Origin of the sequence: Grimontia sp. NTOU-MAR1, from assembly GCF_035758505.1 — a bacterium.
GTDB lineage: Bacteria > Pseudomonadota > Gammaproteobacteria > Enterobacterales > Vibrionaceae > Enterovibrio > Enterovibrio marinus.
This window is the reverse complement of sequence record NZ_CP142108.1, coordinates 1135874-1155541: the sequence shown is the minus strand read 5'-3', so window position 1 is coordinate 1155541 and position 19668 is coordinate 1135874. Positions and strand designations below refer to the sequence as shown.

The 19668-nt window shown below is 47.8% G+C and carries 14 protein-coding genes and 2 pseudogenes; 9 read left to right on the top strand and 7 right to left on the bottom strand.

The genetic code is table 11. The annotated features are described in order from the left end of the window. Positions 1–12: 12 nt before the first annotated feature. The 6 genes from VP504_RS05295 to ubiG all read right to left on the bottom strand — a co-directional run bounded on the left by VP504_RS05295 (position 13) and on the right by ubiG (position 7185). A complete protein-coding gene (locus VP504_RS05295; protein WP_325893282.1) occupies positions 13–1392 on the bottom strand; it encodes a glutamate decarboxylase in 1380 nt (459 codons plus the stop codon). A gap of 200 nt (positions 1393–1592) precedes the next feature. Beyond that, positions 1593–1883, bottom strand: coding sequence for a 2Fe-2S iron-sulfur cluster-binding protein (locus tag VP504_RS05290; protein WP_325893281.1), 291 nt, complete (start codon positions 1881–1883; stop codon positions 1593–1595). Continuing rightward, positions 1880–3013, bottom strand: coding sequence for a class Ia ribonucleoside-diphosphate reductase subunit beta (nrdB, locus tag VP504_RS05285; protein WP_325893280.1), 1134 nt, complete (start codon positions 3011–3013; stop codon positions 1880–1882). Before nrdB ends, VP504_RS05290 begins: the two co-directional genes overlap by 4 nt. A 67-nt stretch (positions 3014–3080) precedes the next feature. After that, positions 3081–5360, bottom strand: a complete 2280-nt coding sequence (gene nrdA / locus VP504_RS05280) for a class 1a ribonucleoside-diphosphate reductase subunit alpha (RefSeq protein WP_325893278.1) — start codon at positions 5358–5360, stop codon at positions 3081–3083. 400 nt (positions 5361–5760) lie between these two features. Continuing rightward, complete coding sequence (locus tag VP504_RS05275) at positions 5761–6417, bottom strand: HAD family hydrolase (RefSeq protein WP_325893277.1); 657 nt, start codon at positions 6415–6417, stop codon at positions 5761–5763. Between the two features lie 54 nt (positions 6418–6471). Beyond that, entirely contained in the window at positions 6472–7185 is a 714-nt protein-coding gene (ubiG, locus tag VP504_RS05270; protein WP_325893276.1) for a bifunctional 2-polyprenyl-6-hydroxyphenol methylase/3-demethylubiquinol 3-O-methyltransferase UbiG, read from the bottom strand. A 704-nt stretch (positions 7186–7889) separates the two neighbouring features. Between ubiG and gyrA the strand changes: the two genes are divergently transcribed. Both gyrA and serC read left to right on the top strand, forming a co-directional pair. After that, on the top strand, positions 7890–10523 hold the full coding sequence (gene gyrA, locus VP504_RS05265; protein WP_325893275.1) for a DNA topoisomerase (ATP-hydrolyzing) subunit A: 2634 nt from the start codon (positions 7890–7892) through the stop codon (positions 10521–10523). A 255-nt stretch (positions 10524–10778) separates the two neighbouring features. Next, complete coding sequence (serC, locus tag VP504_RS05260) at positions 10779–11861, top strand: 3-phosphoserine/phosphohydroxythreonine transaminase (protein WP_325893273.1); 1083 nt, start codon at positions 10779–10781, stop codon at positions 11859–11861. A gap of 58 nt (positions 11862–11919) precedes the next feature. On the opposite strand, the pseudogene VP504_RS05255 reads toward serC, so the two are convergent. Next, positions 11920–12679 (bottom strand): annotated as a pseudogene (locus VP504_RS05255) (MBL fold metallo-hydrolase). Positions 12680–13054: 375 nt separating this feature from the next. Between VP504_RS05255 and VP504_RS05250 the strand changes: the two are divergent. The 7 genes and pseudogenes from VP504_RS05250 to VP504_RS05220 all read left to right on the top strand — a co-directional run bounded on the left by VP504_RS05250 (position 13055) and on the right by VP504_RS05220 (position 19662). Further along, entirely contained in the window at positions 13055–14362 is a 1308-nt protein-coding gene (locus tag VP504_RS05250) for a nucleobase:cation symporter-2 family protein (protein ID WP_325893272.1), read from the top strand. A 64-nt stretch (positions 14363–14426) separates the two neighbouring features. Continuing rightward, positions 14427–14786: pseudogene (locus VP504_RS05245) on the top strand (ion channel); the annotation flags it as partial. Between the two features lie 103 nt (positions 14787–14889). Beyond that, complete coding sequence (gene aroA / locus VP504_RS05240) at positions 14890–16173, top strand: 3-phosphoshikimate 1-carboxyvinyltransferase (RefSeq protein WP_325893270.1); 1284 nt, start codon at positions 14890–14892, stop codon at positions 16171–16173. A gap of 165 nt (positions 16174–16338) precedes the next feature. Then, positions 16339–17025 carry a (d)CMP kinase gene (gene cmk / locus VP504_RS05235; protein WP_325893269.1) on the top strand — a complete coding sequence of 229 codons (687 nt, stop codon included), beginning with the start codon at positions 16339–16341 and terminating at the stop codon, positions 17023–17025. Between the two features lie 104 nt (positions 17026–17129). Next, the gene (gene rpsA, locus VP504_RS05230; protein ID WP_002539243.1) at positions 17130–18800 is read left to right on the top strand and encodes a 30S ribosomal protein S1; all 1671 of its coding nucleotides are present in this window, start codon (positions 17130–17132) and stop codon (positions 18798–18800) included. 75 nt (positions 18801–18875) lie between these two features. After that, positions 18876–19157, top strand: coding sequence for an integration host factor subunit beta (ihfB, locus tag VP504_RS05225; protein WP_002539244.1), 282 nt, complete (start codon positions 18876–18878; stop codon positions 19155–19157). A gap of 220 nt (positions 19158–19377) precedes the next feature. Next, positions 19378–19662, top strand: coding sequence for a LapA family protein (locus VP504_RS05220; protein WP_002539246.1), 285 nt, complete (start codon positions 19378–19380; stop codon positions 19660–19662). Positions 19663–19668: the final 6 nt, after the last annotated feature.

Below are 19668 nucleotides of genomic sequence, written 5' to 3'. Positions count from 1 at the left end.
GTAAGACTAAGATCAGCCGTGGTGGAAAGTAGAAGTCGCACCGGAATGGACTTGTGGGAATTGCTTGAAGTATTCAACGCAGCGCTTCAGATCTTCCAGTAGCAAGGAAACCATGTCTTTGCTGACGCCATGACGGATCATGATGCGTTGAATGACAGTGTCCTGACGATTGCCAGGAAGAGGATATGAAGCAATTTGCCAACCTCGCATTCGCATGCGGTCAGAGAGGTCATAGAGGGTGAAACCCCAATCGCCTTCTTTCAGGCTGTAGCTGAGCGCGGGTAAACCACCACGTCCATCGTAGAAAAGATCAAATGGCCCAATCTTAGCGATTTCATCTGCCAGCCACTGTGCTGTTTGTAGACATGAGGATTGGATGCCCTTATAGCCATCAAAGCCAAGGCGAAGGAAGTTGTAGTATTGCGCCACAATTTGACCGCCTGGCCGCGAGAAGTTAAGCGCAAACGTCGGCATGTTCCCCCCGAGGTAATCCACGTTGAATACCAAGTCTTCCGGTAAGTGCTGTTTATCGCGCCATACTACCCAACCTACTCCAAGGGGTGCGAGGCCGTATTTGTGGCCCGAGCTGTTGATGGAAACCACGCGGGGCAACCTGAAATCCCATTTCAATTCAGGATTAACAAAAGGTGCAATAAATCCACCTGAAGCGCCGTCAACATGAATAGGAATGTCGAGCCCGGTTTCCGCTTGGAGCTCATCCAGCTTTTTGGAAATGGTTTCTACTGGCTCGAATACACATGTGTAAGTCACCCCAAGAGTCGGAACCACACCGATGGTGTTTTCATCGACGTATTCTGAAAGCTTGTCTGGGTTCATGCAGACTTCGTCACCATCAAGTGGAATTTCGCGCATTTCCACATCGAAGTAGCGGGCGAATTTATGCCAACAAATCTGCACGGGTCCACAAACAATATTGGGTTTATCGGCGGGTTCTCCTTGAGCCTCGCGTTTCGCTCGCCAGTTCCATTTCATGGCAAGGCCACCCAGCATGGCAGCTTCTGAAGAGCCTGTGGTTGAGCAGCCTACTGTCGAGTCACTTTCTGGGCTATTCCAAAGCTTGGCGAGGATATGAACACAGCGAGCTTCAATTTCTGCAGTTTGGGGATATTCATCTTTATCGATCATGTTTTTGTCGATACAGACATCCATCAAATCGTGAACACTGGGCTCCATCCAGGTAGAACAGAACGTCGCCAAGTTCTGACGTGCGTTACCATCCATCAACAACTCATCTTTTAACAATTGTGCAATCAGCTCCGGTGATTGGCTTTTTTGCGGAAGAGAATACTTGGGAAGCTGGGTTTGAGAGAGGGCTTCTTCGTAAATATCTTCTATCTCTGGATCTTGTTTGTTGGTGAAGTGCAATCCCATTGTCTGCTCCTTTCGAAGGGAAAATTGTCCAGGCTGGGTATCAGCGATTTAAATGGACAACAGACATTAGTATTGGATTGCATGACGCAGTGCAGTGACTGAAAAATGAGATATAAGGTGTTGTCTATTTTAGATGGGGCTAAAAAGTTAGACAGACCGATGAGCGGTGTGTGGGGGAGAAAAAGAGCGCCGCGACTGAGTCAGAGGTTCGCGGCTTTTTTTGCTACAAAAGAAACTTGGTAATCGAACTCCAGTGCCACGTCTTCACTGGGAGTAGAGCGGCACGTCAGGATTTCACCAGCGGCGAGGTACGCCATTGCATCTTCCTGAGCAACATTGCCCCTGTCTAATTTGCAGCGACAGGCGCCACAAACACCATTTCGGCATTGGAATTCCGGTTGCAGGCCTGCTTGCTCGAGTTGCTCAAGCAGAGGCTGGTGGGTGTTACCCACCAGCGTTTGTCCATTCACTGTAATAGCGATTCGGCTCATAGTTCGAAGTCACCCAGATCGTCGATATCAACGTCGTTGTCAATTTGGCCAACAAGGTAAGAGCTAATTTCCGCTTCCTGAGGGGCAACCTGAACGTTGTCAGAAGACAGCCAAGCGTTGATCCAGGGAATCGGGTTCTGGCTTGCACCTTGGTAAGCAGGCTTAAGACCAACAGCGGCCATACGCAGATTCGTAATGTATTCGACGTACTGGCACAAAATATCTTTGTTCAGGCCAATCATTGAGCCGTCTTTAAACAGGTATTCTGCCCATTCTTTCTCTTGCTCAGCGGCATTTTTGAATAGGTCAAAACATGTTTGCTCGCACTCTTTGGCTATCTCGGCCATTTCTGGATCGTCGTCACCAGAGCGCAGGATGTTCAGCATGTGTTGGGTACTGGTCAGATGAAGTGCTTCATCGCGGGCAATCAGTTTAATGATCTTGGCATTACCTTCCATCAGTTCACGCTCTGCGAATGCAAATGAACAGGCAAAGCTTACGTAGAAACGAATCGCTTCAAGCGCATTGACAGACATCAGGCAGACATACAGCTTTTTCTTTAACTCGCGCAGAGACACCACAACGGTTTCGCCGTTAACTGTATGCTCACCTTCGCCTAAACGGTGGTAATCGCTGGTTGCCTGAATCAGGTCATCGTAGTAACCCGCTATGTCATTCGCGCGCTTGATGATGTGCTCATTGACCACGATGTCATCAAACACCAGTGCCGGATTGGTCACGATGTTCCGGATGATATGGGTGTAAGAACGCGAGTGAATAGTCTCAGAGAAAGACCAGGTTTCAATCCAGGTTTCCAGTTCTGGAATAGAAACCAGCGGCAACAGCGCAACATTCGGGCTGCGGCCTTGGATAGAATCCAGCAGTGTTTGGTATTTCAGATTACTGATGAAAATATGCTTTTCATGTTCTGGTAGTTTGTTGTAGTCGATGCGATCACTGGAGACATCGACTTCTTCTGGACGCCAGAAGAAGGAAAGCTGTTTCTCGATCAGCTTTTCAAAAATTTCGTACTTTTGTTGGTCGTAGCGAGCGACGTTAACCGGCTGACCAAAGAACATTGGTTCCTTGAGCGCGTTGTTGTTTTCTTTAGAAAAAGTGCTGTAAGCCATTGCCGTAAATTTACCAATCAGGTTGAAACTTCAAAGAGGGAGCTAGTGCTCCCTCAAAATTCTTTTCTTAGATTTTGCAAGCGCCGCCTGCGCAATCATCATCTTGTGCAGCGAGATCTTTCTGCGCATCGTCTGCACCATCACGGGTGTTGTGATAGTACAGGGTTTTGACACCCAGCTTGTAGGCAGAAAGTAGATCTTTAAGAAGCAGCTTCATTGGTACCTTGCCACCAGCCTGTTTGCTTGGGTCGTAGTTCGTGTTGGCAGAGATTGCCTGATCCACGAACTTTTGCATCAGACCAACCAGTTGCAGGTAACCGTCGTTTGACTCGATGTTCCAAAGCAACTCGTAGTTGTCTTTGTATTTTTCGTACTCAGGAACGACTTGCTTCAAGATGCCATCTTTCGATGCTTTAATTGATACGAAGCCGCGTGGTGGTTCGATCCCGTTGGTTGCATTAGAGATTTGCGAAGACGTCTCTGAAGGCATCAGTGCAGAAAGTGTTGAGTTACGCAGACCATGCTCCATGATCTCTGCGCGCAATGCGTCCCAATCAAAGCGCAGTGGTTCGTCACAAATCGCATCCAAATCACGCTTGTAAGTGTCGATTGGCAGTAAGCCTTTCGCGTAGTTGGTTTCGTTAAACGAAGGACATGCGCCTTGCTCTTTCGCCAGACCAACAGACGCTTTCAACAGGTAGTACTGAATCGCTTCGAACGTACGGTGAGTCAGGCCGTTTGCACTGCCGTCTGAGTAACGCACGCCATTTTTCGCCAAATAGTAAGCAAAGTTGATCACGCCCACACCCAGAGTACGGCGGTTCATGGTCGCTTTACGCGCTGCTGGCAGAGGGTAATCCTGATAATCAAGCAGTGAGTCCAGAGCACGGATAGTCAGGTCAGCCAACTCTTCCAGCTCGTCCAGTTCTTTAATCGCACCCAGGTTAAACGCAGACAGCGTACACAGTGCAATTTCGCCCTGATCGTCTTCAACGTTGGTCAGTGGCTTAGTCGGCAACGCAATTTCCAGACACAGGTTAGACTGACGAATCGGCGCTACCTGAGGGTCAAACGGGCTGTGAGTATTACAGTGGTCCACGTTCTGAATGTAGATACGACCCGTTGAGGCACGCTCTTGCATCATCAGCGAGAACAACTCTACTGCTTTACGTGTTTCGCGCTTGATTGATGGGTCGTTCTCGTACTGAACGTACAGACGCTCAAATTCCTCTTGGTCCGCAAAGAACGCGTCGTACAGTCCCGGTACATCTGATGGTGAGAATAGAGAAATGCTCTCGCCTTTGATCAAACGGGTGTACATCAGTTTGTTGATTTGAACGCCATAGTCCATGTGGCGAACACGGTTTTCTTCAACACCGCGGTTATTCTTCAGAACCAACAGGCTTTCTACTTCACGATGCCACATTGGGTAGAACAGGGTAGCTGCACCACCACGTACACCACCTTGTGAGCAACATTTCACAGCTGTTTGGAAGTATTTGTAGAAAGGAATACAGCCTGTGTGGAAAGCTTCACCGCCACGGATAGGGCTACCCAATGCACGGATTCGGCCTGCGTTGATACCGATACCAGCACGCTGGCTAACGTAACGAACGATCGCGCTAGCGGTTGCGTTGATGGAATCCAAGCTATCATCACACTCAATCAGTACACAAGAACTGAACTGACGTGTTGGTGTGCGGACACCAGACATGATTGGAGTAGGCAGAGAAATCTTAAATAGAGATACCGCATCATAGAAACGACGGATGTAATCTAGGCGGGTTTCTTTCGGATAGTTCGCAAACAGACATGCTGCAACCATAATGTACAAAAACTGTGCACTTTCGTAGATTTCACCGGTAACACGGTTTTGTACCAAATATTTACCTTCCAGTTGCTTCACAGCAGCGTACGAAAAGTTCATATCACGCCAGTGGTCAATGTAGGTATCAAGAATATTTAATTCTTCGGCAGTATAGTCTTCAAGCAGATGCTTATCATACTTACCCATATCAACCATTTTGTTGACATGATCGAAAAGCGTTGGTGGCTCAAATTGGCCGTAAGCCTTCTTGCGCAAGTGGAAGACCGCCAGGCGCGCTGCCAGATACTGGTAGTCAGGTGTCTCTTCAGAGATCAGATCTGCTGCAGCTTTGATGATGGTTTCATGAATGTCTTCAGTTTTGATACCGTCGTAAAATTGAATATGAGAACGCAGTTCGACCTGTGATACGGATACATTGTCGAGGCCTTCCGCGGCCCAAGTAATGACACGGTGGATTTTGTCGAGATCTATGTTTTCTTTGACACCACTGCGCTTTTGGACGGTAATTTGTTGGTTCATTTATCTTGTTCCCGGTATTTCCTTGCCTGAAGAGCTGTTTTTGCAAAGTTTCACAAATTGCAAGGATGATTTGTGATCGATATTAACTTATGGCGTAGTCATCAAAACACTATATGTGGGGTCTACGCTCTGCTTGAGTAACAAGATAGTGGTGGGATGAGGATAATGCAAGTTCCCCCCAAAGTAGGGGGCTGTGGATATCTTGGGGATGGTAATTATTATGTTAGTGCTTACTCACTGCTTTATACCAAGTAAGGCAATGGTATAGAAAAAAGCAATGCTTTTTACAGTACGAAATTAAATAAAAAAAAATATTATGCTTGCCTGATAGTGCTTTAGGTGCATCCCGTTAAGCATCTGAATAGTGGTTATTTTCTGTTCTGTGGCTGTGTGATTAGGATCAGAATAATGACAGAATCTCTACAGGTGTGTTAAAAATCAGATCCGCCTCCCATTCGCTTGGTCGATCTTCTTCCCCGATATACCCCCAAGAGGCGATAGCAGACATCATGTTAGCCGCTTTAGCTGCCACGATGTCGTTTTGTATGTCCCCAACGTATAGACACTTTTCTGGCTCAATAGTCAGAATCGATGCGCCGCGTAGCAACGGTGCAGGGTGGGGCTTTGCATAAGGAGTAGTGTCTGCACAAACGATAGTTCTGGCCTGGAGTAATAAAGGAAAGTAAGGGAGCAGCATTCCGGTCAGGAAACCAGGTTTATTGGTCACAATACCCCAGGGGATTTGTCGCATAGTGAGTTGTTCCAGTAATTCAACCACACCACTATATAGTGTGGTTGTAGTGCAAATGTTATCTGCATAGTGACCGAGAAAAGACAGTCGCAGTTGGTCGAGGTCTTTTCCTTCCAGTGAGTCACCGAATCCAGTGCGCAGCAACCCTCTGGCTCCATGACTTGTATTGGCTTGAATCTGGGTATCTGAAAGGGTGGATAACCCATGCTCTCTAAGCACACAGTTTGCGGCATTGGCCATATCTGGTGCTGTGTCGAGCAAAGTGCCATCCAAATCAAACAGAACTGCGTCTACGCTTCCTTTCATTAACTTTCCTTGTATGAGGTCAACAGCCCCAGGCGCTGTAAAATAAAGCCCGGATTATTCCGGGCTCTGAGTATGTACGATATAATTCACATCCACATTACGTGGTGACAGCCAGTATCGATTCGTCAGTGGGTTATAGTGTAGGCCTGTCATGTGTTGTTCCTGAAGTGGCGTGCAGTCAATCATCTTCAGCAGTTCAGAAGGTCGAATAAATTTCTTATGGTCATGCGTGCCTTTCGGCACAATCTTCATGACATGCTCAGCGCCGACAATCGCAAACAGCCAGGATTTGGTATTGCGGTTTAGGGTAGAGAAGAATACGTGCCCGCCCGGTTTGACCATTTTTGCGCAAGAAGCAATGACGGAAGCGGGATCGGGTACATGTTCAAGCATTTCCATGCATGTCACCACATCGTAGTAACCTAAGTGTGCTTCAGCATGTTCCTCGGCAGTGGATTGCACGTAAGAAACGGCGATGCCCGTTTCCAGTGCGTGCAGACGTGCTACTGTTAGAGGCTCTTTGCCCATATCAAGACCAGTCACATCTGCACCTTCACGTGCCATGCTTTCTGCCAGGATACCGCCGCCACAACCCACATCGAGTACTTTCTTGCCAAAAATCCCACTACTTTTCTCAATGACGTAGTTGAGGCGAAGGGGATTGATTCGGTGTAAAGGCTTGAACTCGCCTTCCAAATCCCACCAGCGGGAAGCCATGTCTTCGAATTTTTGAATTTCCGCCGGATCAACGTTGAGTTGGGTTGTCATCTAAATCTTATCCCTAAATTTTTTTTCATTATACCCGTTTTGATGGCCATTGCAGGTGGAAGATTTATTGTTGAAAGCAACGAGGTTGAAGTCTCAATGCATTAAATTTCGTTACGGTTGGCGAGTAGAAAAGGATTGGTGAGGAGATCACAGAGCCGGAGGCGGAGCCCCCCGCGATATTGGAAAAGTCGTGATTATCGTGTTGGAGAAAAGTTAAGCGGCATTGGCAACGGCAACTAGAAGCCATAACAAAGTGTATTTTCCAACAATGATTGCCATACCCACCGCATTGATTGCTTGATGTAACATAGCGCCCCCTGATTTTTTTAGCGATACTTTTTTGTGTCATGAGTATTTCCCCATACTAAAATAGGGGATATTGAGATCAGGTTCCCATTGTACTTTTCCTTCCTTTATTACTTCCGGATCCGTGAGGTGGATGGTTTTATCGGCTGAATACGATTTAGCAGGCTTTGGATATGAAAAAACACGCCTGAGCGCTTCTCAGCCTTTCTGGCAAATTTTGCTAGTTCCACCCTGCAGCTGAGCGTTTTTTCGCCCTGTCGTGCGTTAGAGCGCCAAAATAAGAGTAATTCGTGATTTATCTCGGGTTTAGGCTATGACTCTTTGCCTGCTTTTGTGGTATTCTAACTGGTCTTGCACGTAGTCATTTTTGACATACTTACCTGAGGGATATTGGCTCCATGAGCGATCTTGCTAAAGAGATCACGCCCGTCAACATTGAAGAGGAGCTGAAAAGCTCATACCTCGACTACGCGATGTCCGTTATCGTGGGTCGAGCTCTTCCAGATGTGCGTGATGGCCTTAAGCCTGTACACCGCCGCGTTCTTTTCGCGATGAATGTACTGGGCAACGACTGGAACAAAGCATATAAAAAATCTGCACGTGTTGTTGGCGATGTGATCGGTAAATACCACCCACACGGTGACAGCGCTGTTTACGACACCATTGTTCGTATGGCTCAGCCGTTTTCACTGCGTTACATGCTGGTCGATGGCCAGGGTAACTTCGGTTCGATCGACGGCGACTCAGCGGCAGCAATGCGTTATACCGAAGTTCGCATGGCGAAAATCGCCCATGAACTTCTGGCTGACCTGGATAAAGAAACTGTCGATTATGTTCCTAACTACGACGGTACTGAGCAGATCCCAGAGGTAATGCCTACCCGGATTCCAAACCTGCTGGTTAACGGTGCGTCCGGTATTGCAGTAGGTATGGCGACCAATATTCCTCCGCATAACCTGACAGAAGTTATTAACGGTTGTTTGGCTTATATTGAGAATGAAGACATCACGATTGAAGAGCTGATGACTCACATTCCGGGCCCTGATTTTCCAACGGCTGCAATGATCAATGGCCGTAAAGGCATTGAAGACGCTTACCGCACCGGTCGAGGCAAGATTTATCTGCGCTCAAAAGCAGATATTGAAGTCGAGAAGAACGGCAAAGAAACCATCATCGTTACCGAGATCCCTTATCAGGTGAACAAAGCACGTTTGATCGAGAAGATCGCCGAGCTGGTTAAAGATAAGAAGATTGAAGGCATCAGTGCTCTGCGCGACGAGTCTGACAAAGACGGCATGCGCATTGTTATTGAATGTAAGCGCGATGCGGTAGGCGAGGTTATCCTTAACAACCTGTACGCTCAAACTCAGCTTCAAACCTCTTTCGGTATCAACATGGTTGCGCTGGACAACAACCAGCCACGCCTGTTTGGCCTGAAAGATATGCTGAAGTGCTTCGTGAATCACCGCCGTGAAGTGGTGACACGTCGTACTATTTTCGAACTGCGTAAAGCACGAGACCGTGCACACATCCTTGAAGGTTTGGCCATTGCTCTGGCGAATATCGATGAAATCATCGAAATGATCCGCAACGCACAAACCCCAGCGATTGCGCGCGAAGAGCTGCAAAACCGTGGTTGGGATCTAGGCACTGTGGCTGCAATGCTCGAAGCAACCGGTGTTGATGCTGCCCGTCCAGAGTGGCTAGAAGACGAGTTCGGTGTTCGTGACGGTAAGTACTACCTGACTGAACAACAAGCACAAGCAATCTTGGATCTGCGTCTGCACAAACTGACCGGCCTCGAGCACGAGAAGATCCTGGATGAGTACAAAGAGCTGCTGGCACTGATCGGTGAGCTGATGTTCATTCTGTCCAGCCCTGAGCGCCTGATGGAAGTGATCACCGAAGAGCTAACTGCTGTTCGTGATGGTTTTGGCGATGAGCGCCGTACTGAAATCACAGCTGCAAGTGCCGACATCGACATCGAAGACCTGATCAATCAGGAAGATGTTGTTGTGACCCTGTCGCACGAAGGTTACGTGAAGTATCAGCCTCTGACTGACTACGAAGCGCAGCGTCGCGGTGGTAAAGGTAAGTCAGCGACACGAATGAAAGAAGAAGACTACATTGAGCGTCTTCTGGTCGCGAATACACACGATACTATTCTGTGTTTCTCAAGCCGTGGCCGTATGTACTGGCTGAAGGTTTACCAATTGCCTCTGGCATCACGTACTGCTCGTGGTAAGCCAATTGTTAACCTCCTACCTCTAGAGCAGGATGAACGCATCACTGCGATCCTTCCTGTTAAAGAGTACGAAGAAGACAAGTTCGTCTTCATGGCAACCGGTGACGGTACTGTGAAGAAGACGCCGCTGACTGATTTCAGCCGTCCTCGTAGCGCTGGTATCATCGCAGTGAATCTGCGTGAAAACGACTCTCTGATTGGTGTTGATATAACTACTGGCGATAACGACATCATGCTGTTCTCTAAATCTGGTAAGGTTGTTCGCTTCAACGAAGGTCAGGTTCGCGGCATGGGCCGCACCGCAGCAGGTGTGCGTGGTATCAAGTTGGCAGAGGGTGACAAAGTTGTTTCCCTGATTGTTCCTCACAATGACGGTGACGTTTTGACGGTAACTGAAAACGGTTACGGTAAACGTACTGAGCTTGGTGAGTACCCAGCGAAGAGCCGTGCGACACAGGGTGTGGTTTCTATCAAGGTTTCTGAGCGCAACGGCTGTGTAGTCGGTGCTGTTCAGGCTGAAACCGGCGATGAATTTATGATGATCACAAATGCAGGCACGCTAGTACGCACCCGCGTGGCAGAAGTCAGCCAGGTTGGCCGTAACACCCAGGGTGTGACGCTAATCCGCACCTCGGAAGACGAGAAAGTGGTTGGTCTTCAGCGCATCGATGAACCTGATGAAGAATTACTGCCATTGGATGAAGACGGTGAAGTTGACGCGGAAGCGCAACCAACTGGCGAAGCACCAGCAGAAGACTCAACAGATGGAGAAGCAACTGAGGAGTAATTCCTGCCTTGCATTCATCAATCTGAAAAAAACGCAGCATTCGCTGCGTTTTTTTTATCCCCTTTTCAATTGTGACGTAATTAGTTCAACACTTTCCGTTCCAATCGTTTGCGAAAGGTGATAAAACAAAATGAACAACAATTCATCACGGCTTCTCATCGTCCCGATTTGCGGGCGTTGTCGGGAATGAATTTCCTTAGTGACAAAATTAGAAAGCCATAAATAAGCGATTTAATGCAGGAGCATTCAAAAATCATGGAAAAGGTATATAACTTCTCTGCTGGCCCGGCGATGTTGCCGGAAGCGGTTCTGGAAAAAGTACAGGGTGAACTGACTAACTGGAACGGCTTGGGTACTTCCGTCATGGAGATCTCCCACCGCAGTAAGGAATTTCTGGCTGTTGTTGATGAAGCCGAGAAAAACCTCCGTGAACTGCTGTCTATTCCTGAAAACTACCATGTCCTTTACGCACAAGGTGGTGCCCGTGCGCAGTTTGCCGCAGTGCCAATGAATCTGCTTGGTAGCAACACTATTGCTGATTACGTGGATGGCGGCTACTGGGCAGCAAGTGCAGTAAAAGAAGCCAAAAAATATTGCACGCCTAATGTGGTTACCGTTAAAACAGAAATCGATGGCAAACGCGCTATCCTGCCAGCAAAAGACTGGAAGTTGAGTAGCGATGCTGCTTTCGTTCACTTCTGTCCAAATGAAACCATTGATGGTATTGAGATTCGCGATTTGCCTGAAACAGATAAGCCAATCGTTGCTGACATGTCTTCAACTATTCTTTCTCGTCCCATCGATGTGTCTAAATACGGTGTGATTTACGCGGGCGCGCAGAAAAATATCGGCCCTGCTGGTATCACGCTAGTGATTGTTCGCGACGACCTACTGGGCAAAGCGAAAGATTTCCTGCCGAACATACTGAACTACACAACGCTAGTAGACAAAGAGTCTATGTTTAATACGCCACCGACGTTTGGCTGGTATCTGGCAGGTGAAGTGTACAAGTGGCTGAAAGAGCAGGGTGGTGTGGAAGCCATGCAGAAGAAAAATGAAGAGAAAGCCGCGCTGCTTTATGACTTCATTGATGGCTCTGATTTCTATGTAAACAACATCCATACTGACAACCGATCTCTGATGAACGTGCCTTTCCAGTTGGTGAATCCTGAGCTGGACGCGAAATTCCTGGCTGAATCAGATGCGCTTGGTCTGAAAGCACTAAAAGGTCACCGTGATGTGGGTGGCATGCGTGCATCTATCTACAATGCGATGTCTTTGGAGGGTGTTCAGGCACTGGTTGCCTTTATGAAAGACTTCGAAGCTGAAAACGTGTAATAAGCCAGGTTTGCGCTTACCATCGCGTTCTAGAAACCGCTATTAATTGGCGGTTTTTTTACGCCGTTTTTTTTAAAATTACACGTCTGACTTTGGCTTTCACCGAGCGCCAATGGGTGATCGGGCGGTTCGGTGAACGGGCTCTCAAATGAGCGATAATCTCTTCCGTCAATTCAATTTCACCGCCATGGGCAAGCCACACGCTATCAGGTTGAAGTTGTGCGATTTTGTCGATAGATGCTTTGTAGCGATTAGGATAGAAAACAGGAAAAGGGGGAATGTAACGCCCTTTGACTGTGACCATTAAGTCGGCCACGTAAACACGATGTGTCGGTTCATGGTATAGAGACAAATCGCGATCGGTATGCCCTTGGGTAAAAAGCGCTTTCCATTCATCAAAGCCGGGAAGAGGCTCTTCATCATTCAACAACACGTCTGCTTTCAGCTTTCTATTGTACCAAATGTTTTTGGCTGGCTGGCTGGCCTTTCCGTTTGGCTACCCACTTTGCCAAAAGTAAGTCGCTCCAATGCATCAGCATGCCGTCGAGTCCTTGATACCAGTCGCCTGACACATTGGAAGTGGCTATCTCGCAGCCCGATAATTCTCGAAGCTTGACTGCACCACCTGCATGGTCGGGGTGCATGTGAGTGACGACAACCAACTTCAGATCATTTAAAGGGCGGTTCAGCTCTTGGGTGATGAACTGGCAGACTTTATCAAAGTCAGCCCGGCTGCACCCATCCAAGAGCAAGATGCCGTGATGATGCTCCGCGAGGTAAATGGATTGAATGTATCCGTCTAACTGGTGAAGTTTGATCAGCGTCGACACTTGGGAATCCTTTCTCATCAGACCAGAGAGAGTATACCTATTCGTATCAGCTTTTCTGCTTACTTGTATACGAAGTGTTAAATCAGAACAAAGCGTAAGCACCTGCCGCAAACGGTTTACGCAACCGATTGCTTTTGTTTTTTTCCCAGATAGAATGGCGCGAAATTTCCTTCAGCCCAATCACTTAAGGGATTGAATGCTCTGAGTAACAGCAATCACAGAGAGAAGCATTCCATCAACTTCTCTACCCATTCAGCGTATTGCAGCGAGTGAGTTTTAATAGGTACAACAACGAGCTCTCAGCGCCTATCAGAAAACGTTCGTCCATCGGAACTCGTCTATCGATTGGATGACAGACCACCCTTGCCACAAACACTTTTCGCTGCTTTCCAACACCTTTTAGCTATGTTTGTCGCAGTCGTGACGCCCTCTTTAATTATCTGTCAGGCACTTGGGCTTCCTACGAGTGACACCAACACCATTGTAAGCATGTCTCTGTTTGCTTCAGGTATCGCCTCGTTTATCCAAATCCACACTTTTGGCCCTTTAGGGTCAGGGTTGTTGTCCATTCAAGGCACCAGTTTTAATTTTCTGGGACCAATTATTGGCGCTGGTCTGGCGATGAAGGCAGGCGGTACGCCAACGGAAAGCATGATGGCCGCGATCTTCGGTACCATTATGGTCGCTTCCCTGACTGAAGTTTTTCTTTCCCGTGTGCTGGAGCATGCGCAGCGCATTATTACGCCGCTAGTATCCGGTACCGTCGTTACCCTGATTGGATTGACTCTGATTCAGGTAGGCTTAACCTCGATGGGTGGTGGTTATGCAGCCATCGAAAATGGCACCTTTGGTGATTTGAAAAACCTGTTGCTTGCGGGCTCGGTGTTGTTTGTCATCGTGTTACTTAACCGTATCAACAATCCTTATCTACGGGTGTCGTCGATTGTGATCGCGATGACAGTCGGCACAATCATCGCTTACGCCTTGGGTATGGTGAACAGCGCACCAACAGAAGGTGTTGCCTTATTTGCTATTCCGCAACCTATGCAGTACGGCATCTCATTCGACTTTGCGCTACTTATTCCTCTAATCATTATCTTTTTGGTGACCTCGTTGGAGGCAATTGGTGGCATTACAGCGACGTCGGAAACGTCAGAGCAGCCAGTGTCAGGCCCTGTTTATATGAAGCGTATTAAAGGAGGTGTATTGGCGGATGGCGTGAACTCGGCATTAGCAGGGGTATTGAACAGCTTTCCTAATTCTACGTTTAGCCAGAACAATGGCATTATCCAGTTAACCGGCGTTGCAAGCCGTTATATCGGTTACTTTGTTGCGGGTATGCTGGTGATTTTGGGCCTGCTGCCCGGGGTAGCAACGCTGGTTCAACTCATTCCAGAACCCGTACTTGGCGGTGCAACCATCGTGATGTTCGGTACCATTGCTGCATCGGGTATCCGTATTATTTCCCGCTGTGAGCTTAACCGTCGCGCGATTCTTATCATGGCGCTTTCATTCTCAATGGGCTTAGGTATTGCTCAGAAGCCAGAAATCCTTCAGTTTATGCCTGATTGGATTAAGAACATCCTTTCATCTGGAATGGCAGCGGGTGGCCTAACGGCGATTGTTCTAAATCTGGTGTTGCCACTAGACGATGATCTTAAAGATCGCTAACCGAGTCTTGCCCAAAGGGCAGTGATAATTGTGTTTATCGTCGCTACCCGTCTCTAACATCAATCAAATGCCGCTTTTTTCCACGCAACGGGCAATCTCCAAAACGGTTGATCTTTTTTGTGGCTATGCTGAGAGTCGTATTTTTTCACTGACTCTGATTTTGTTGTGCGCCATGATTTACTTCTTTACTGGGATTCAATTAGCTGGGGAATACGTTGGGTTTCAGCATTCCCAACCTATTGATGCCAATATGATTGCACTTTTTGATTGCCTATATTACAGCGTGGTGACCTTTACGACACTCGGCTATGGTGACTTTATACCGGTAGGAATGTCGCGATTGGTTGCCGCTTCAGAAGCATTCACTGGAAGCTTTACGATCGCTCTGTTCGTTGTAGTTTTTGTGAAGAAAATGACCCGTTAGACATAGGAACATCAATTGATCTTTAAAAGCAGCAAAGGGTAGCCCCAGCGCTGCTTTTTCGTTACTCTCGAGGTACGAAAAATTAAGGATCTATTTTGTTCAGATGGAGCAGTTGACGTTACAACCCATTTCTAAAATTAACGGTGAAGTGAATCTTCCCGGTTCTAAAAGTGTTTCTAATCGCGCACTTCTACTTGCCGCGCTGGCGAAGGGCACAACCCGCCTGACCAACCTGCTGGATAGTGATGACATTCGCCATATGCTCAATGCTTTGAGCAAGCTAGGCGTGACTTATCGTCTGTCAGTTGACAAAACTGAGTGTGAAGTTGAAGGTCTGGGCGGCGCATTTAAAACGTCTGAACCCCTTGAGCTTTTCCTTGGGAATGCGGGTACTGCAATGCGCCCGCTGGCGGCGGCGTTATGTCTTGGCGAAGGTGAATATGTACTGACGGGTGAGCCGCGCATGAAGGAACGTCCTATCGGACACCTGATTGAGGCGATGCGCACGGTCGGCGCAGACGTAACCTATCTGGAAAATGAAAACTATCCACCATTGAAAATCATCAGTCAGGATATCCAGGGTGGTGATGTAGAAATTGATGGGACGATTTCAAGCCAGTTCCTAACAGCGCTTTTGATGACGGCTCCGCTTTTTAGTGGTGATACCAACATTCAAATCAAAGGCGAACTGGTTTCAAAGCCTTACATCGACATTACTCTGCACATCATGGCGCAGTTTGGTGTTGAGGTTGCAAATAGCGATTACCAGACTTTCCATGTGAAGGGTAACCAATCATACACCGCGCCGGGTGATTTTCTGGTTGAAGGGGATGCATCATCAGCGTCTTACTTCCTTGCCGCTGCTGCCATAAAAGGCGGTGAAGTGAAGGTGACGGGGATTGGTAAAAAGAGCGTACAGGGTGATGTGAAATTTGCTGATGCGCTGGCTGTAATGGGGGCCGATATCGAGTGGGGCGATGATTATGTGATTGCACGTCATGGAGAATTAAAAGCCGTCGACTTGGATTTTAACCATATCCCTGATGCGGCGATGACAATTGCTACCGCAGCCCTTTTTGCAGAAGGCACCACATCTATTCGTAACGTGTACAACTGGCGCGTGAAGGAAACGGATCGCTTGGCTGCTATGGCCACTGAACTTCGTAAAGTTGGTGCGGAAGTGGAGGAGGGGGACGACTACATTACCATCACTCCAACACCAAACCTACAGCATGCAGCGATTGATACCTATGATGATCACCGTATAGCGATGTGTTTCTCGCTGGTTGCTTTGGGTGGGACGCCTGTGACCATTAATGACCCAAAATGTACCTCTAAAACCTTCCCTGACTACTTCGACAAACTGGCATCGTTATCGGAAAGTTAATGAGACAGTTTGTAAGAGACAGACAACAGGTCAGCGATCCGCTGGCCTGTTTTTTTTACCTAGACTTCCCTATAATACGCCACCGATTCTATGGAGTAATTCGCGGTAAACTGGTGAGTATTCATCGACTAAATTGCTCTATTTTAAAACGATCTGGAGAATTATATGTCTACCCAAGCACCCGTAATTACTGTTGATGGCCCTAGCGGTGCCGGAAAAGGTACCCTTTGCATGCTATTGGCAGAGAAGCTGGGCTGGCATTTGCTTGACTCTGGCGCGATTTATCGCGTGCTTGCGTTAGCGGCTATTCACCATGGCGTTAACCCTGATTCGGAAGAGGCTTTGGTTCCTTTGGCTGCCCATTTAGACGTACAGTTCAAAGCTGAAGGTGAGCTGGTAAAAGTGATCCTAGAGGGTGAGGATGTGTCTAGCGAACTGCGCAAAGAGGAAACGGGTATGGCGGCATCGAAAGTGGCAGCTTTACCTCGCGTTCGCGAAGCCCTACTGCGACGCCAACGCGCGTTTGCAGAAGCACCTGGATTAGTAGCTGATGGTCGTGATATGGGCACGGTCGTCTTCCCAAAGGCGGAAGCGAAAATCTTCCTAGACGCAAGCGCTGAAGAACGCGCTCAGCGCCGCATGAATCAGTTGCAACTAAAGGGGTTAGATGTTAACTTTGACCGCCTTTTGAGCGAAATTCAGGAACGTGATAATCGTGACCGCAACCGAGCAGTCGCACCATTACGTCCCGCAGATGATGCTTTAGTTCTGGATTCGACCTCTCTCAACATTGAGCAGGTGCTAGAGCAAGCATTGTCCTATATTGAAAGTAAACTTACCGTTGCTTCTTGAAAGCAGCGGGTTTAAACCGTTGGTCGCAAGGATGATGACTGACATTACTATCAACCCCACGTGGTAGGACACCCGTGGTAGTTTAAATATTGAAGATTAAATTAATGACTGAATCTTTTGCTTCACTCTTTGAAGAATCTCTTAAAGAGCTAGAAACCCGCCCAGGTGCGATCGTTAAAGGTACTGTAGTTGCTATCGAGAACGGTTACGTTCTGGTTGACGCAGGCCTGAAATCTGAATCTTCTATCCCAGCTGAGCAATTCAAAAACGCTGCTGGCGAACTGGAAATCGAAGTTGGTGCTGAAGTAGACGTAGCACTGGACGCGATTGAAGATGGTTTCGGTGAGACTCAACTGTCTCGCGAAAAAGCGAAGCGCCACGAAGCTTGGATCCAACTGGAGAAAGCTTACGAAGAAGCTGAAACTGTTATCGGTGTTATCAACGGTAAAGTTAAAGGCGGTTTCACTGTTGAGCTGAACGGCATCCGTGCGTTCCTGCCAGGTTCACTGGTTGACGTACGTCCAGTACGTGACACTGCTCACCTTGAAGGCAAAGAGCTGGAGTTCAAAGTTATCAAGCTGGACCAGAAGCGCAACAACGTTGTTGTTTCTCGTCGCGCAGTTATCGAATCTGAAAACAGCGTTGAGCGTGATGAACTGCTGGCTTCTCTGCAAGAAGGCATGGAAGTTAAAGGTATCGTTAAGAACCTGACCGACTACGGTGCATTCGTAGATCTGGGCGGTGTTGACGGCCTGCTACACATCACTGACATGGCTTGGAAACGCGTTAAGCACCCATCAGAAATCGTTAACGTAGGTGACGAGATTCTGGTTAAAGTTCTGAAGTTCGACCGTGACCGCACTCGCGTATCACTGGGTCTGAAGCAACTGGGTGAAGATCCATGGGTAGCAATCGCTAACCGTTACCCAGAAGGTCACAAACTGACTGGTCGCGTAACCAACCTGACTGACTACGGCTGCTTCGTTGAAATCGAAGAAGGCGTTGAAGGTCTAGTACACGTTTCTGAAATGGACTGGACTAACAAGAACATTCACCCATCTAAAGTTGTTAACGTGGGTGACGAAGTTGAAGTTATGGTTCTGGACATCGACGAAGAGCGTCGTCGCATCAGCCTGGGTCTGAAGCAATGTAAAGCTAACCCATGGCAGTCGTTTGCAGAAATGCAAAACAAAGGCGATCGCGTAACTGGTAAGATCAAGTCAATCACTGACTTTGGTATCTTCATCGGTCTGGACGGCGGCATCGACGGTCTGGTTCACCTGTCTGACATTTCTTGGAATGTTGCTGGTGAAGAAGCAGTTCGCGACTTCAAGAAAGGCGACGAAATCTCTGCAGTTGTTCTGCAAGTAGATGCTGAGCGTGAGCGTATCTCTCTGGGCATCAAGCAGATGGAAGAAGACCCATTCAACAACTACCTTGCTGACAACAAGAAAGGTGCGATTGTTAAGGGTAAAGTAACTGCAGTTGACGCTAAAGGCGCAACCGTTGAGCTGATCGAAGGCGTTGAAGGTTACCTGCGTGCTTCTGAAGCATCACGTGACCGCGTTGAAGATGCAACTCTGGTTCTGGCTGTTGGCGACGAAGTTGAAGCGAAGTTCACCGGTGTTGACCGTAAGAACCGCGTAATCAACCTGTCTGTTCGCGCGAAAGACGAAGCTGAAGAGCAAGAAGCAATGGCAACTCTGAACAAAGCTGACGAAGCTTCGTTCGGTAATGCAATGGCTGACGCGTTCAAAGCTGCGAAAAGCGAATAATTAATGTGAAGTGAGGGGGAAAAATTCCCCCTCTACAGTTATACTGTTGAGAAACATACTAAAAGCGGGGTGATCATGACCAAGTCTGAGTTGATCGAAAGACTATGTAGTCAACAAACCCATCTTTCTGCCAAACAGGTAGAAGATGCCATCAAGGAAATCCTTGAACACATGGCCACTACACTCGAGGAAGGTGACAGAATCGAGATTCGTGGTTTTGGTAGTTTCTCTTTGCATTATCGCGCTCCTCGCGTTGGACGCAATCCAAAAACGGGAGACAAAGTTGAGCTCGACGGCAAGTACGTCCCTCACTTCAAACCGGGCAAGGAGCTTCGCGACCGAGTCAACATTAGCTGATTCGATTCCGAATAAAAAAACGGCATGCTATTCGTATGCCGTTTTTTTTATGTCTATTGCAATGGTCTGACAAGCCAAATTACTGCATAATCACATATATACCCAAATCTCTTCTTCTAGGCATAGCAGTTGCCGAGGGGGTTTAGGTATAAGAGTCCGGTAAGTGTTTGATGCAACATGTTGAGCATCTACAACCGGAGATAATAATGAGGGAGTGACTGTGAAGATTATTGGTATCGTTTTACTCGTCCTGTGTTTTCTTATCACACTCGCCCTTGGTGCACAGAATCAGGAAGTCGTGAACTTCAACTATCTGGTGGCACAGGGAGAGTTTCGATTATCTCTACTTTTGGGCGTAGTCTTTGGCACTGGTTTTGCTCTTGGCTGGCTGATTTGCGGCATGCTTTATCTGAAAGCGCGAATGTCTGCAGCCATGCTGAAAAAGCAGGTAAACAAGCAGCGCCAGGAGTTGGACAAACTGCGTACGGACCCTGTTAAGGAATAAGCGTAA